Source organism: Pseudaquabacterium terrae (assembly GCF_013266755.1).
GTDB lineage: Bacteria > Pseudomonadota > Gammaproteobacteria > Burkholderiales > Burkholderiaceae_C > Pseudaquabacterium > Pseudaquabacterium terrae.
Genome location: NZ_JABRWJ010000002.1, coordinates 544,163 through 558,392 on the forward strand (window position 1 = coordinate 544,163; position 14,230 = coordinate 558,392).

The 14,230-nt window shown below is 68.7% G+C and carries 12 protein-coding genes; 10 read left to right on the forward strand and 2 right to left on the reverse strand.

The genetic code is table 11. The features are described 5' to 3' along the window. The first annotated feature begins 23 nt into the window (after positions 1–23). From HLB44_RS07595 to nagZ, 10 genes are all read left to right on the forward strand, one after another. A complete protein-coding gene (locus HLB44_RS07595) occupies positions 24–1,466 on the forward strand; it encodes a DegQ family serine endoprotease (RefSeq protein WP_173121942.1) in 1,443 nt (480 codons plus the stop codon). Between the two features lie 548 nt (positions 1,467–2,014). Further along, positions 2,015–3,823, forward strand: coding sequence for a translation elongation factor 4 (lepA, locus tag HLB44_RS07600; RefSeq protein ID WP_173121943.1), 1,809 nt, complete (start codon positions 2,015–2,017; stop codon positions 3,821–3,823). Positions 3,824–3,842: 19 nt separating this feature from the next. Next, complete coding sequence (gene lepB, locus HLB44_RS07605) at positions 3,843–4,811, forward strand: signal peptidase I (protein ID WP_173121944.1); 969 nt, start codon at positions 3,843–3,845, stop codon at positions 4,809–4,811. Positions 4,812–4,834: 23 nt separating this feature from the next. Next, a complete protein-coding gene (locus tag HLB44_RS07610; RefSeq protein ID WP_173121945.1) occupies positions 4,835–5,200 on the forward strand; it encodes a DUF4845 domain-containing protein in 366 nt (121 codons plus the stop codon). A gap of 24 nt (positions 5,201–5,224) precedes the next feature. Next, entirely contained in the window at positions 5,225–5,929 is a 705-nt protein-coding gene (gene rnc, locus HLB44_RS07615; RefSeq protein ID WP_173121946.1) for a ribonuclease III, read from the forward strand. Positions 5,930–5,951: 22 nt separating this feature from the next. Next, positions 5,952–6,860, forward strand: coding sequence for a GTPase Era (gene era / locus HLB44_RS07620; RefSeq protein WP_173121947.1), 909 nt, complete (start codon positions 5,952–5,954; stop codon positions 6,858–6,860). Next, complete coding sequence (gene recO / locus HLB44_RS07625) at positions 6,857–7,603, forward strand: DNA repair protein RecO (protein ID WP_173121948.1); 747 nt, start codon at positions 6,857–6,859, stop codon at positions 7,601–7,603. Before era ends, recO begins: the two co-directional genes overlap by 4 nt. Positions 7,604–7,613: 10 nt before the next feature. Beyond that, positions 7,614–8,417 carry a pyridoxine 5'-phosphate synthase gene (locus HLB44_RS07630; protein WP_173121949.1) on the forward strand — a complete coding sequence of 268 codons (804 nt, stop codon included), beginning with the start codon at positions 7,614–7,616 and terminating at the stop codon, positions 8,415–8,417. Next, positions 8,414–8,824, forward strand: a complete 411-nt coding sequence (acpS, locus tag HLB44_RS07635; RefSeq protein ID WP_173121950.1) for a holo-ACP synthase — start codon at positions 8,414–8,416, stop codon at positions 8,822–8,824. Before HLB44_RS07630 ends, acpS begins: the two co-directional genes overlap by 4 nt. Beyond that, complete coding sequence (gene nagZ / locus HLB44_RS07640) at positions 8,821–9,894, forward strand: beta-N-acetylhexosaminidase (RefSeq protein WP_173121951.1); 1,074 nt, start codon at positions 8,821–8,823, stop codon at positions 9,892–9,894. The genes acpS and nagZ overlap by 4 nt, the downstream gene beginning before the upstream one ends. A gap of 24 nt (positions 9,895–9,918) precedes the next feature. Here the strand turns inward: nagZ and HLB44_RS07645 are convergent, their stop codons facing one another. Beyond that, positions 9,919–10,503: a hypothetical protein gene (locus HLB44_RS07645; protein WP_173121952.1), complete on the reverse strand. Its 585-nt coding sequence runs from the start codon at positions 10,501–10,503 to the stop codon at positions 9,919–9,921. Positions 10,504–10,648: 145 nt separating this feature from the next. Continuing rightward, on the reverse strand, positions 10,649–13,606 hold the full coding sequence (locus HLB44_RS07650) for an Rne/Rng family ribonuclease (protein WP_173121953.1): 2,958 nt from the start codon (positions 13,604–13,606) through the stop codon (positions 10,649–10,651). Positions 13,607–14,230 lie beyond the last annotated feature (624 nt).

A 14,230-nucleotide genomic window follows, 5' to 3' on the forward strand; every position in this document is an offset into this window, starting at 1 on the left:
CCCGGTACCAGGAGAAGGAAGCCATGTCGTTTGTTTCGAAGGGCCGTCGGGCCATGTCGCGGGCCGTGCTCGCATTTGTGTTGCTTGCGCCCCTGGTGCCGCAGGTCGGCGCTGCGCAGGGACGTGTCGAGCTGCCTGACTTCACCGAACTGGTCGAGCGCGTCGGCCCGTCGGTCGTCAACATCCGCACCCTCGAGCGCAGCCGCGCGGCGGGGCAGGAGCGCGGGGTCGATCCGAACCTGGAGGAGTTCTTCCGCCGCTTCGGCATTCCGCTGCCCGGCGGCCGCGGGGGTCCACGTGCCGGTCCTGACGACGAGCCGCAGCAGCGCGGTGTCGGCTCGGGCTTCATCCTCAGTGCCGATGGCTACGTGATGACCAATGCGCATGTCGTCGATGGTGCCGACGAAGTGCTGGTGACGCTGCCGGACAAGCGTGAGTTCAAGGCCAAGGTCGTGGGCACGCCCGACAAGCGCACCGACGTGGCGGTGATCAAGATCGAAGCCACGGGCCTGGCGGCGGTCAAGATCGGCGATGTCAACCGGCTGAAGGTCGGCGAGTGGGTGATGGCGATCGGCTCGCCGTTCGGCCTGGCGAACAGCGTCACCGCCGGCATCGTCAGCGCCAAGGGGCGCGAGACCGGCGACTACCTGCCGTTCATCCAGACCGACGTGGCGATCAACCCCGGCAACTCGGGCGGGCCGCTGATCAATCTTCGCGGCGAAGTGGTCGGCATCAACTCGCAGATCTACAGCCGCTCCGGTGGCTACATGGGGATCGCGTTCGCCATCCCGATCGACGAGGCCATGCGCGTCGCCGACCAGTTGCGCAGCACCGGCCGCGTGGTCCGCGGCCGCATCGGCGTGACGATCGCGCCGGTGACGAAGGAGGTCGCCGAATCGATCGGGCTCGGCAAGCCGGTCGGGGCGATGGTGCGTGGCGCCGAAACCGGCGGACCGGCCGACAAGGCCGGCATCGAGGCCGGCGACATCATCACCAAGATCGATGGCAAGACCATCGAAAGCTCGGTCGACCTGCCGCGTATCGTCGGTGGTATCAAGCCCGGCGCCAAGACCACGCTGCAGGTCTTCCGCCGCGGCGGCTACCGCGACCTGAGCGTGACGGTCGCCGAGTTCGAAGTCGAGCCGGCGACGCGGGTCGCGCAGTCCGACAACGGTGGCAGCAGCTCGGCGAAGACCGCGCTCGGATTGGCCGTCAGCGAGCTGAGCGACGCGCAGCGCCGGGAATTGAAGATCCGCGGCGGGGTTCGCGTCGATGCGGTCGAAGGCGCTGCCGCGCGCGCCGGCCTGCGCGAAGGCGACGTCGTGCTGACTCTGGACAACACAGAGATCACCGACGTCAAGCAGTTCCAGGCCGTCGCGGTGAAGGCCGAGAAAGCGCGTGCGGTGAGCGTGATGGTGCGTCGCGGGGAGTGGGTCAACTACCTCGTGATCCGGCCGGTCCGCTGATGGCGTCGACGACGCATCGGCATCCGAGTGCAGCGGCGGGTCTTTCCGCATTGCGGTAGCAAACGGGCCCGCCGTCACAGACGCCGCGTCGCGGCCGCTTGCGTGCTTTGCAGTTCTTGCCGGAGTCATTGTTGGTGGGTACTGACAAACTTTTGACCGATCTCCGATTCCGTTGCGACTTGGTTAGAATCAGCCCCGATTCGCAGCTTTTTAGCTCAGTGGACCTTCTGGACTCCGGGTTCACCCGCTTGCGTAGTCAAGCGCCCGAGGCCTGTGGATAAGCTGTTGATGGATTGTGTCTGTTGGCACTCCGCAACGGCCCCAAAACAAGCAATGGCGCGGCTTCCAGCGGGATGGTTTTGGCTACAATGAAGGCCCAACAAGCAGTTGCCATACGTTTTGTTGGAAGGCGCGTCTCCATTTGGACGTGCCTTTTTTTTAGCTTGAACTCGGGCCTCACGGCCCATCGCACCGCGCCCGCGGTGTGAGCCTGGCGCCGCGGCCCGAAGCCCGCGGCAAACGATGCCAGGCGACGATCTGCAGACTGCATGGACCACATCAGAAATTTCTCGATCATTGCCCACATCGACCACGGCAAGTCGACGTTGGCGGATCGATTGATCCAGCGCTGCGGCGGCCTCTCCGACCGCGAGATGGAAGCGCAGGTGCTCGATTCGATGGACATCGAACGCGAGCGCGGCATCACGATCAAGGCGCAGACCGCGTCCTTGCAATACACCGCACGCGACGGCCGCATCTACAACCTCAACCTGATCGACACGCCCGGCCACGTCGACTTCTCGTACGAGGTCAGCCGCTCGCTGTCGGCCTGCGAAGGCGCGTTGCTGGTGGTCGATGCGAGCCAGGGTGTCGAGGCACAGACGGTGGCCAACTGCTACACCGCGCTCGACCTGCATGTCGAGGTCGTGCCGGTGCTCAACAAGATGGATCTGCCGCAGGCCGATCCCGAGCGCGCGAAGTCGGAGATCGAAGACGTCATCGGCATCGATGCGACGCATGCGATCCCGTGCTCGGCGAAGACCGGCGAGGGCATCGACGAGATCCTCGAGGCGGTGATCACGCGCATGCCGTCGCCCAAGGGCCAGCCCGGCGGACCGCCGCGCGCGATGATCATCGACAGCTGGTTCGACAACTACGTCGGCGTCGTGATGCTGGTTCGCGTGGTCGACGGCAGCCTGCGCAAGGGCGACCGCATCCGCATGATGGCGACCAACACCGTCTATCCGCTGGAGCAGCTCGGCGTCTTCACGCCGAAGTCCGAGCCGCGCGAGGAGCTCAACGCCGGCGAGGTCGGCTTCCTGATCGCCGGCATCAAGGAGCTGCAGGCGGCCAAGGTCGGCGACACGATCACGCTCGAGAAGAAGCTGCCGAACAACGCCGGTCCGGCGAGCGAGCCGCTGCCCGGCTTCAAGGAGATCCAGCCGCAGGTCTTCGCCGGCCTCTATCCGACCGAGGCGAGCGAGTACGACTCGCTGCGCGATGCGCTGGAGAAGCTCAAGCTCAACGACAGCTCGCTGCGCTACGAGCCCGAGGTCAGCCAGGCGCTGGGCTTCGGCTTCCGCTGCGGCTTCCTCGGCCTGCTGCACATGGAGATCGTGCAGGAGCGCCTCGAGCGCGAGTTCGACCAGGACCTGATCACCACCGCACCCTCGGTCGTCTACCAGGTCGAGCTCAACGACGGCACGCTGCTCGAGGTCGAGAACCCGTCGAAGATGCCGGATCTGGGTCGCATCCGCGAGATCCGCGAGCCGATCGTCACGGTGCACCTGTACATGCCGCAGGACTACGTCGGCTCGGTGATGACGCTGGCCAACCAGAAGCGCGGCGTGCAGATGAACATGGCCTACCACGGCCGCCAGGTCATGCTGACCTACGAGCTGCCGCTGGCCGAGATCGTGCTCGACTTTTTCGACAAGCTCAAGAGCGTGTCGCGCGGCTACGCGTCGATGGACTACGAGTTCAAGGAGTACCGCGCCGCCGACGTCGTGAAGGTCGACCTGCTGATCAACGGCGACCGCATCGACGCGCTGTCGATCATCGTGCATCGCGTGCAGAGCCAGTACCGCGGCCGCGCGGTGGCGGCGAAGATGCGCGAACAGATTCCGCGCCAGATGTACGACGTCGCGATCCAGGCCGCGATCGGCGCCAACATCATCGCGCGCGAGAACATCAAGGCGCTGCGCAAGAACGTGCTGGCAAAATGCTACGGCGGCGACATCACGCGCAAGAAGAAGCTGCTGGAAAAGCAGAAGGCCGGCAAGAAGCGCATGAAGCAGATCGGCACGGTCGAGGTGCCGCAAGAGGCCTTCCTCGCCATCCTGCAAGTCGAAGACTGAGAAGGGTCCCCCCGGGATGATGAGTGCACTCACCGTCGCGCTGTTCGGCGCGCTCGCGATTTACCTCGGCGGCTGGTACGCCGGCTACTGGATCGGCAACTTCTCGTTGCTGTTGTTCGTGATGACGGTGGTCACGCTCGCTTACTGGCTCGCCGAACGCTTTCGCTTCGCGCCGGCGCGGGCCGCGGCGGCGCAGACGCTGACGTCGCAGGATGCGCAGCGGCGTGCCGACCTCGCGCGCATGGGGATCGACAAGGTCGACGGCGACGTGGAGGCCGCGCGCCAGCAGCTGCTGACGCAACCCTGGTGGCTGGACTGGACGGCCGGGCTGTTCCCGGTGATCCTGATCGTCTTCCTGCTGCGCTCGTTCCTGTTCGAGCCGTTCAAGATCCCGTCCGGCTCGATGATCCCGACGCTGCTGGTCGGCGACCTGATCCTCGTCAACAAGTTTCACTACGGCATCCGGCTGCCGGTGATCAACACCAAGCTGATCGCCAACAACGACCCGAAGCACGGCGACGTGATCGTCTTCCGCTATCCGGTCGACCCCCGCATCGACTACATCAAGCGGGTGGTCGCCCTGCCCGGCGACGAGGTCGCCTACCTGAACCAGCGCCTGTCGATCAACGGCAAGCCGGTCGAGCTCAAGGCCCTCGGCGACTTCTACGACGAGGACAGCATGCGCTACGCGCCGCGCTTTCGAGAGGGGCTCGGCACGATCGAGCACGACCTGCTGGTGCAACCGAACCTGCCCTCGCTGTTCCGGCCGCTGGAGAGTTTCCAGCGCTTCCGTGACCAGTGCCGCTACAGCGCCGAGGGCGTCACTTGCAAAGTGCCCGCAGGCCACTACTTTGTGATGGGCGACAACCGCGACAACTCGCAGGACTCACGCTTCTGGGGCTTCGTGCCCGACGAGAACATCGTGGGCCGGGCATTCTTTGTGTGGATGAATTTCGGTAACCTCGGGCGTATCGGCAGCTTCCAGTGAGCCTCGGGCTCCAACGCCACACCATGAACCGTCCCTTCGCCCATCGCTCCCAACGCGGCGTCACGCTGATCGGTCTGATGAGCTGGGCCGTCGTGGTCGGCTTCATCGGCTACGTGCTGGTGCGAACGGTGCCGACGCTGCTGGAGTACCAGGCGATCCAGAAGGCGATCAACAACATCGCCGCGAGCCCGCCACCGACGGTCGTCGGTATTCGCAACGCCTTCGAGCGGCAGAAGGAGATCGAATACTCGATCGAGTCGATCGGCGGCGGCGACCTCGAGATCACGAAGGAGGAAGGCAAGGTGGTGATCCGCTTCGCCTACCAGAAGGAGGTCGAGCTGATCAAGCCGGTCTACCTGCTGATCAAGTACGAAGGCCGTTCGCAGTGACCCCTGGACTTTTTGGGCACTGACATGGACCCACGCCACGACGCACTGCAAACCCGGCTCGGCCACCGCTTCGACGAGCCGAAGCTGCTGCAGCGCGCGCTGACCCACCGCAGCTTTGGTGCCGACCACAACGAGCGTCTCGAATTTCTCGGCGATGCCGTGCTGAACCTGGCCGTCTCGAGCCTGCTGTTCGAGCGCTTCGCCGGCTCCGACGAAGGCGACCTGACGCGCGTGCGTGCGCACCTGGTGCGCGAGGACAGCCTGCATCGTGCCGCGCTCGCGCTCGGCCTGCCGGAGGTGCTGCGCCTGTCGGAAGGCGAAGCGCGCGGCGGCGGCGCGCAGCGGCCGTCGATCCTGGCTGACGCGGTCGAGGCCCTGGTCGGTGCGATCTACCTCGACGGCGGCTTCGACCCCGCGTTGCAGCTGGTGCGGCAGCTGTTCGGCGAGCTGATCGCCAGCAGCGAGGCCGACAGCTGGAGCAAGGACCCGAAGACCGAGCTGCAGGAATGGCTGCAGGCACGCCGGCTTCCGGTGCCCAGCTACCGCATCGTCGCAACGCGCGGCCAGGCCCATGCGCAGACCTTCGAGGTCGAATGCGCGGCGCCGACGCTGGGCGTTGCCGAGCAGGGCGAAGGCCGTTCGCGCCGCGCCGCCGAGCAGGAAGCGGCACGCCGCCTGCTCGTCAAGTTGAAAGCCAGCGACCGGCCGGGCGGCCCGCTGCGTTCCTGACGTACCTCCACGAAAGCCACCGATGAGCGAACCCACCGCCGGCGCAGCAGCCACGCAGCGCTGCGGCCTGATCGCCGTCGTCGGACGGCCCAACGTCGGCAAGTCGACGCTGGTCAATGCGCTGGTCGGACAGAAGATCAGCATCACTTCGCGCAAGGCGCAGACCACGCGCCACCGCATCACCGGCGTGCGCACTGTCGATGACGCGCAGTTCGTGTTCGTCGACACGCCCGGCTTCCAGACCCGCCACAGCACCGCGCTGAACCGCAGCCTGAACCGCACGGTGCAGGGCGCGCTCGCCGACGTCGACGTCGTGCTGTTCGTCGTCGAGGCGGGCCGCTTCGGGCTCGACGATGCCAAGGTGCTGGCGTTGCTGCCCCCGGACCGGCCCGCGATCCTCGTCGCCAACAAGCTCGATGCCGTGCAGCGCCGCGCCGACCTGCTGCCGTGGCTCAAGACCATGCAGGAGCGCCATCCGTTTGCCGAATTCGTGCCGCTGTCGGCGCGTCACAACGCCGACATCGAGCGGCTGCTGAAGATCGTCGCGCCCTACCTGCCCGAACAGCCCTGGCTCTACGAAGCCGATGCGTTGACCGACCGCAGTGATCGGTTCCTCGCCGCCGAGCTGATCCGCGAGAAGCTCTTCCGCCTGACCGGCGACGAGCTGCCGTACAGCGCGACGGTGGTGATCGACAAGTACGAGGAAGAGGGCGCCCTGCGCCGCATCGCCGCGACCATCATCGTCGAGCGCGACGCGCACAAGGGCATGGTCATCGGCGATGGTGGCGAGCGCCTGAAGCGCATCGGCAGCGAAGCGCGCCAGGACCTCGAGCGGCTGATGGACGCCAAGGTCTTCCTCGAGCTGTGGGTCAAGGTGCGTTCGGGCTGGGCCGACGACGAGGAGCACCTGCGCTCCTACGGCTACGAATGAGGTCAGCCGCGCAGCCGGCCTTCGTGCTGCACCAGTGGGATTGGAGCGAGACCAGCCTGATCCTCGATCTCTTCACCCGTGAGCAAGGCCGCCTCGCCGCGGTGGCCAAGGGTGCCAAGCGGCCGTATTCGCAATTGCGCGCGGTGCTGCTGCCGTTCCAGCGCATCGCCGTCACGCTGGGCCGGCCGAAGGCCGATGAATCGAGCGACATCCTGACGCTGCGCGCCGCCGAGTACGCCGCCGGCGGAGCCGTGCTGCCGCCGCCGCGGCTCTTCGCCGGCTTCTATCTCAACGAGCTGCTGATGAAGCTGCTGGCGCGCCAGGATCCGCATGCGCTGCTGTTCGATGCCTATGCGGACACCTTGCATGCGCTGGCCGGCGGCGACGAGGAAGCACCGCTGCGGGCCTTCGAGCTGCTGCTGTTGCGCGAGACCGGCGTGCTGCCCGAGCTCGGCCGCGACACGGTGACGCAGCAGGCGCTCGAGCCCGGGCGCAGCTATGCCTTGCGCCCCGAGAGCGGCCTGGTGGCGTCCGCCGATGCCGCGCTGTCGGGGCGCGACTGGCAGGCGCTGCAGGTTGCGCTCGACGTCGACGATCCAGCCGCGTTGCGGGCCACCGATCCCGCCACCTTGAGCGCGCTGAAGCCGCAGCTGCGCACGCTGCTTCACTATCATCTGGGCTCGCCGCAACTGCGCACGCGCGCCGCGATGCTCGACGTGCGGCGCCTGCTCGACAAGGACTGAACCCCTCCCGATGAACCCGCTCGTCGCTCCCGAGGCCGGTGCCCGGCCGCACCGCACCGCGCTGTCGGTCAACGTCAACAAGATCGCGCTGCTGCGCAATACCCGGCACCTCGGCATCCCGGATGTCGTCGCGCTGTCGCGCCAGGCGCTCGAAGCCGGCGCGCAAGGCATCACCGTGCATCCGCGGCCCGACGAGCGCCACATCCGCGCGCACGACGTGGGCGAGCTCGCCGCACTGCTGAAGCAGTGGCCCGAGGTCGAATACAACATCGAGGGCAACCCGTTCCACAACCTGATGGGCTTCGTGCGCGAGTTCAAGCCGCACCAGGTGACCTTCGTGCCGGACGATGCCGGCCAGTTCACGTCGGACCACGGCTGGAGCTTCCCGGCCGACCTCGCGCGCCTGCAGCCGCTGGTGGCCGAAGCGCAGGCGCTGGGCGTGCGCGTCAGCCTGTTCATGGATCCGCTGCCCGAGGCGATGGCCGCGGCGCGCGCCACCGGCGCCGAGCGCATCGAGCTCTACACCGAGTCGTATGCCAGCGCGCACGGCACGCCGCAGCAGGCGGCTGTGCTCGCGCGCTTCGCGGCCGCGGCCGATGCGGCGCTCGCGGCCGGCCTGCAGATCAATGCCGGCCACGACCTGAACCGCGCCAACCTCGCCGACTTCCTGCGCGCCGTGCCCGGTGTGCTCGAAGTGTCGATCGGCCATGCGCTGGTCGCCGATGCGCTCGAGCTCGGGCTGGCGGAGACGGTGCGCGAGTACCAGCGCTGCATCCAGCGCGCCTTCGCTCCGGTGGCACCTGCCGCGCGATGATCTACGGCATCGGCACCGACATCTGCGACCTGCGCCGCATCCGCGCGACATTGGCGCGCCGCGGCGACCGCTTCGCCGAGAAGGTGCTCGGACCGCGCGAGCTGGCGGTCTTCCATGCCCGGCGCGCGCGCGTCGAGGCGCGCGGCGTCGCGTACCTGGCCACGCGCTTCTCGGCCAAGGAGGCGTTCTCGAAGGCCATCGGCCTCGGGCTGCGCATGCCGATGACCTGGCGCGCCTGCGAGATCCTGAACCTGCCGAGCGGCCAGCCGGTGCTGCGCCTCGACGGCGCGCTGGCCGAATGGTTCGCCGAGCGCCGCCTGCGCGGCCATGTCACGGTGACCGACGAATCCGAGTACGCCGCCTCCTTCGTGGTGGTGGAGACCATCGAAGCGACTCCGAACGCATGACTTCCAAAGACAGCGGCCATTCGATTGCCCATTCCCCGGTGGTGATCGACATCGCCGGCCACGAGCTCGATGCCAACGACCGCCGGCGCCTGCTGCACCCGCTGACCGGCGGCCTGATCTTCTTCAGCCGCAACTTCCGCGATCGCGCGCAGCTGACCGCGGTCACCGCCGAGGTGAAGGCGCTGCGCGCGGACCTGCTGATCACGGTCGACCACGAGGGCGGGCGCGTGCAGCGCTTCCGCCGCGACGGCTTCACGCACCTGCCGCCGATGCGCGTGCTCGGCGAGCTGTGGATGAAGGATGCGATGCGCGCGACCGCGGCCGCCACCGCGGCGGGTTACGTGCTCGGCGCCGAGCTGCGTTCCTGCGGCGTCGACCTGAGCTACACGCCGGTGGTCGACCTCGACCACGGCAACAGCGAAGTGATCGGCGACCGCGCGATGCACCGCGACCCGCGCGTGGTGGCGCTGCTCGCCAAGAGCCTGATGCACGGCCTCTTGCAGGCCGGCATGGCCAACTGCGGCAAGCACTTCCCGGCGCATGGCTACGCGGCCGCCGACAGCCATTTCGAGTTGCCGATCGACAAGCGCTCGCTGAAGGCGATCCTGGCCGAGGACGTGCGGCCCTACGACTGGCTGTCGACCAGCCTGAGCAGCGTGATGCCGGCGCACATCGTCTATCCGAAGATCGATTCGTGGCCCGCCGGGTTCTCCGCGCGCTGGCTGCGCGACATCCTGCGCGGCCAGCTCGGCTACCAGGGCGCGATCATCAGCGACGACTTGAGCATGGCCGGAGCGCGGGCTGCCGGCAGCGCGCTCGACGGCGGCATCGCCGCGCTGAACGCCGGCTGCGACATGGTGCTGCTGTGCAACCAGTCGATCCACGACGGCGGCGCGCCCGTCGACGTGCTGCTCGACGGCCTGCTGGCCGCGGCCGAGCGCGGCGCCTGGCAGCCCGATGCGACGAGCGAAGCGCGCCGTCTCGAGCTGCTGCCGCTGACGCCGCCGCTGCCGTGGGACGAGCTGATGCACCAGCCGGCCTACCAGCACGCGCTCGAGCGGCTGCCCTGACGGCACGCCCGCTCCGGTCGGGCGTTATTGCCCGAAGTGCATCTGGTACTTCGCGCCGTCGGAAAACAGGCAGGCGCCGGTGCCGATCGACGGGCCGGTGACGACGTACTCGCACTGCGCATTGATGCCGCCGGCGCCGTAGGCGTTGGCGATGCCGCGGCGGCCCGTTCCGGGCGCGGACCAGGCGCCCAGCACCTCGCGATGGATGCGGCCGTAGACGGCGTGGCTGCCGTCGACGCGTGTCGATTCGCCCTGCAGCAGGCTGCCGCGGTAGGCCAGCGAGATGCTGCCGCGGCCGGTGTGGTTGTCGACCACCTGCGCGACCAGCAGCCCGCCGGTGTTGGCTTGTTCGTTCAGCGGGTACAGCCGTGCCTGCAGCACGCTGGCCACCGGCGGGGCCGCGGGCAGCACCTGCGGCGGCGGCACGACCACGACCTGGGGTTGTGGGTGCGGGTGTGGCTGTGGGTGCGCGTGCGGCCCATCGTGCGGCGGCAGCGGGCGGCCCGTGCGCGGATCGATCGGGACGACGTAACACGCCGACAAGAGCGTACCGAGCAGCGCCGCAGCGCCGGTGAGGGCCAGCGCGCGACGCGCTGTGAATGAGTCCATGAAGTTTCCCGGGGCGCGGCAAGATTGCCGCGGCCGGGAGCTTCGGTGCGCCGCAGGGGGCGCTCAAGCGCGCAGCAGCGCAGTCGCGTGCACTGCGCCGGCGCGGCGCGCGCGACGATACCGCCGCGGCGCCGCGCAGCGTGCATCACACAGTGCTGGTGCTGCTGACCTCGAACGGCAGCTTCAGCTGCGACAGGTCCTTGCGCGTCTCGACCAGCACCAGCGGGCCCTCGTCGACCAGCGCAACGGCCTTGCGCTCGCGCGGCACGTGCACCGGGGCCGGCGTCGCAGCGATCGCTTCCTGCACCGCGCGGATCTTGTCGGGATCGGAGTTGACCCACTGCAGGCCCGAGGTCTCGGCGATCTGCTGCAGATCGTCGATCGGCAACACGAACGGCTCGGCGCGCGCGAGCGCTGCCGGCTGGCGTGCCGGTTCGGCGTCGGTGACCAGCGGCAGCACGTCGGCAGCAGCGGTGGGCGCCAGCTCGGCGGCCGGCGTCTCGGCGGCTTGTTCGGCCGCGGCTTCGCCGGTCGACTCGGGGCTGGCCTCGTCCTCGCGCCGCTCGCGGCGATAACGATCGCGGCTGCGGCCGCGGCGGCGACCCTCGCCGCCGGCCTCTTCGGTGGTCACCGCGGCCGCGGGTTCGGCGCTCGCCACGTCGGCACGCTCGGCGTCCTCGCGCACGGTCTCGTCACGGACGATCTCGTCGCCGCCTTCGACACCGGCAGGGCTCGCCGCCTCGTCGCGACCGCCACGGCCACCGCGGCGCCGACGGCGCCGGCGCTGCTCGTCGCGATCGCCGTCGGTCGGCTCGCTGGTCGCCAGCGCGTCGGTCGGTTGCAGATCGGCGGCCAGCGCGGCCTGTTCATCGGCCTCGACCGGGCGGCTGTCGCGCTCGGGGCGCGGGCCACGGCGCGGCGCGTCCGGCGCCGCGGCGTCGGCCGGGCGTTCACTGCGGCGCGGCTCGCGGTTGTCGCGACCGTCGCGCTGACCACGACCTTCGCCGCGGGCCTCGCCCCGGCCCTCGGGGCGGCGCTCGCCGCGGGCTTCACCGCCGCGGCCCTCGCCACGGCCTTCGCCGCGACCCTCACCGCGGCCTTCACCTGCACGCCCTTCGCGCGGTTCGCGCCCTTCGCGGGCCTCGCCCTGGCGCCCACCGTCACGGCCGCGGCCGCCGCGCTCTCCGCGGCCACCGCGTTCGCCGCGTTCCCCGCGCCGGCCTTCACGGCCTTCGCGCTTGTCGGCCGCAGCCGGCGCGGCGGCGCTGGCTTGCGCTGCCACGGCCGTCTCGACCACCGGCTCAGCGGCCGGCACCGGCGGCGGCGCGCCGAAGAGTTTCTTGATCCAGCCGAAGAAGCCCCCACCGCTGGCCGGTACCGGCGTGCTGGCCCAGCTCGGCGTCGGCGGCGGCACGGCGATCGGCGCGGGCACCGGCGCAGCGGCGGCCACCGGTTCCGGCTTGGCTTCCTTCGGCGCCGCGATCGGGGCCGGCTGGTCGGGCAGCACGCCCTTGATCACCGGCTCCTGCTTCGGCTTGGCGCGTTCGTTGGCGTCACGCCGGCGCGAGATCGACACCTCGTCGTCCGGCTCCTCGATCATCGTGTAGCTGGCCTGCAGGTTCTCCAGCCGCGGGTCGTCGTGGCGCAGCCGCTCGAGCTTGTAGTTCGGCGTCTCGAGGTGCTTGTTCGGCACCAGCAGCACGGTGACGCGCTGCTTCAGCTCGATCTTGGTGATCTCGGTGCGCTTCTCGTTGAGCAGGAACGAGGTCACCTCCACCGGCACCTGCACGTGCACGGCGGCGGTGTTGTCCTTCATCGACTCCTCCTGAATGATGCGCAGGATCTGCAGCGCGGAGGACTCGGTGTCGCGGATGTGGCCGGTGCCGTTGCAGCGCGGGCAGGTGATGTGGTTGCCTTCGCTGAGCGCCGGGCGCAGGCGCTGGCGGCTCAGCTCGAGCAGGCCGAACTTCGAGATCGACGAGAACTGCACGCGGGCGCGGTCCTGGCGCATCGCGTCGCGCAGGCGCTGCTCGACCTCGCGGCGGTTCTTCGACTCCTCCATGTCGATGAAGTCGACGACGATCAGGCCGCCCAGGTCGCGCAGCCGCATCTGGCGCGCGATCTCGTCGGCGGCTTCGAGGTTGGTGCGGGTGGCGGTTTCCTCGATGTCGCCGCCGCGCGTCGCGCGCGCCGAGTTGACGTCGATCGACACCAGCGCCTCGGTGTGGTCGATGACGATCGCGCCGCCCGCGGGCAGGTTCACCGTGCGCGAGAACGCGGTCTCGATCTGATGCTCGATCTGGAAGCGGCTGAACAACGCCGCGTCATCGCGGTAGCGCTTCACGCGCGATGCCGACTCGGGCATCACGTGGTTCATGAACTGGTGCGCCTGGTCGAAGATATCGTCGGTGTCGATCAGGATCTCGCCGATGTCCGACGTGAAGTAGTCGCGGATCGCGCGGATCACCAGCGACGACTCCTGGTAGATCAGGAACGCGCCGCGGCCGGCCTTGCTGGCGCTGTCGATCGCGGTCCACAGCTTGAGCATGTAGTTCAGGTCCCACTGCAGCTCGGCGGCGGAACGGCCGATGCCGGCGGTGCGGGCGATCAGGCTCATGCCCTTCGGGTAGTCGAGCTGCTCGAGGTTCTCCTTCAGCTCCTCGCGGTCCTCGCCCTCGATGCGCCGGCTGACGCCGCCGCCGCGCGGGTTGTTCGGCATCAGCACGAGGTAGCGGCCGGCCAGCGAGACGAAGGTCGTCAGCGCCGCGCCCTTGTTGCCGCGCTCTTCCTTCTCGACCTGGACCAGCAGCTCCTGGCCCTCGCGGATCGCGTCCTTGATGGTGGCGTTCTTCGCCTCGACGCCGTCGCGGAAGAACTGCTTGGAAATTTCCTTGAACGGCAGGAAGCCGTGGCGATCCTCGCCGTAGTCGACGAAACAGGCTTCGAGCGAGGGCTCGACGCGGGTCACCACCGCCTTGTAGATGTTGCCCTTGCGTTGTTCGCGGCCCTCGATCTCGGTCTCGAAATCGAGCAGCTTCTGCCCGTCGACGATCGCCAGGCGCCGTTCTTCCGGCTGCGTGGAATTGATCAGCATGCGCTTCATGTGCACTCCTCATCGCACGCGACTGCTTCGAGCAGGCGCGCGTCGGTCCGGTCACCGACCCGCGAACGGGCTGGCGACTCCTTTTCGATGCACGAGCGACGCTACAAAGCCGAGTGAGGAATCGCCCTGGACTGCGGTGTGATCGTCAGACGATCAAGGTGCAGCGGGGCCGCGTGCGTCGTTGCGGCGGTCGGCAGGTGTCCGTTGCCCGGGCCTGCCGGACGCGCGAGAGCGCGCCGCGCCGTTGTCGGCGCTGGATCGGGCAAGGGGGAGGGCTGGCATGCGAACCGCGGGCTTCGACGCGGACGACAGAGTGGACGACGATGATGAATCATCGGCCCGCTCTGCCGCCCATGAGCTGGTTTCTTCCCAATGACGGGACGGCTGTTGCGACGTGTCTCTTTCACCTGGCCCGCGCTGCCGCGCCGTCGCTACGGCGAGGGCGCCTGCCGCTCGGTTCACAGGTGTTGCATCAACGCTTGTCGGCTGGCCTGGTACGGCCGGCCACCACGAGAACACCGCGGATGCCCGGGTAAACTCTGAAAAATCAAGCACTTACGGCGAAATCGTGGTCCGGGGCATTATAAGCAGCAAACTGTCACCCGAGGTTCACACTGCTGGCGC

Coding starts and splice junctions, on each gene's coding strand:
- HLB44_RS07595 (WP_173121942.1), top strand. CDS start 24: ATGTCGTTTGTTTCGAAGGGCCGTCGGGCCATGTCGCGGGCCGTGCTC.
- lepA (WP_173121943.1), top strand. CDS start 2,015: ATGGACCACATCAGAAATTTCTCGATCATTGCCCACATCGACCACGGC.
- lepB (WP_173121944.1), top strand. CDS start 3,843: ATGAGTGCACTCACCGTCGCGCTGTTCGGCGCGCTCGCGATTTACCTC.
- HLB44_RS07610 (WP_173121945.1), top strand. CDS start 4,835: ATGAACCGTCCCTTCGCCCATCGCTCCCAACGCGGCGTCACGCTGATC.
- rnc (WP_173121946.1), top strand. CDS start 5,225: ATGGACCCACGCCACGACGCACTGCAAACCCGGCTCGGCCACCGCTTC.
- era (WP_173121947.1), top strand. CDS start 5,952: ATGAGCGAACCCACCGCCGGCGCAGCAGCCACGCAGCGCTGCGGCCTG.
- recO (WP_173121948.1), top strand. CDS start 6,857: ATGAGGTCAGCCGCGCAGCCGGCCTTCGTGCTGCACCAGTGGGATTGG.
- HLB44_RS07630 (WP_173121949.1), top strand. CDS start 7,614: ATGAACCCGCTCGTCGCTCCCGAGGCCGGTGCCCGGCCGCACCGCACC.
- acpS (WP_173121950.1), top strand. CDS start 8,414: ATGATCTACGGCATCGGCACCGACATCTGCGACCTGCGCCGCATCCGC.
- nagZ (WP_173121951.1), top strand. CDS start 8,821: ATGACTTCCAAAGACAGCGGCCATTCGATTGCCCATTCCCCGGTGGTG.
- HLB44_RS07645 (WP_173121952.1), bottom strand. CDS start 10,503: ATGGACTCATTCACAGCGCGTCGCGCGCTGGCCCTCACCGGCGCTGCG.
- HLB44_RS07650 (WP_173121953.1), bottom strand. CDS start 13,606: ATGAAGCGCATGCTGATCAATTCCACGCAGCCGGAAGAACGGCGCCTG.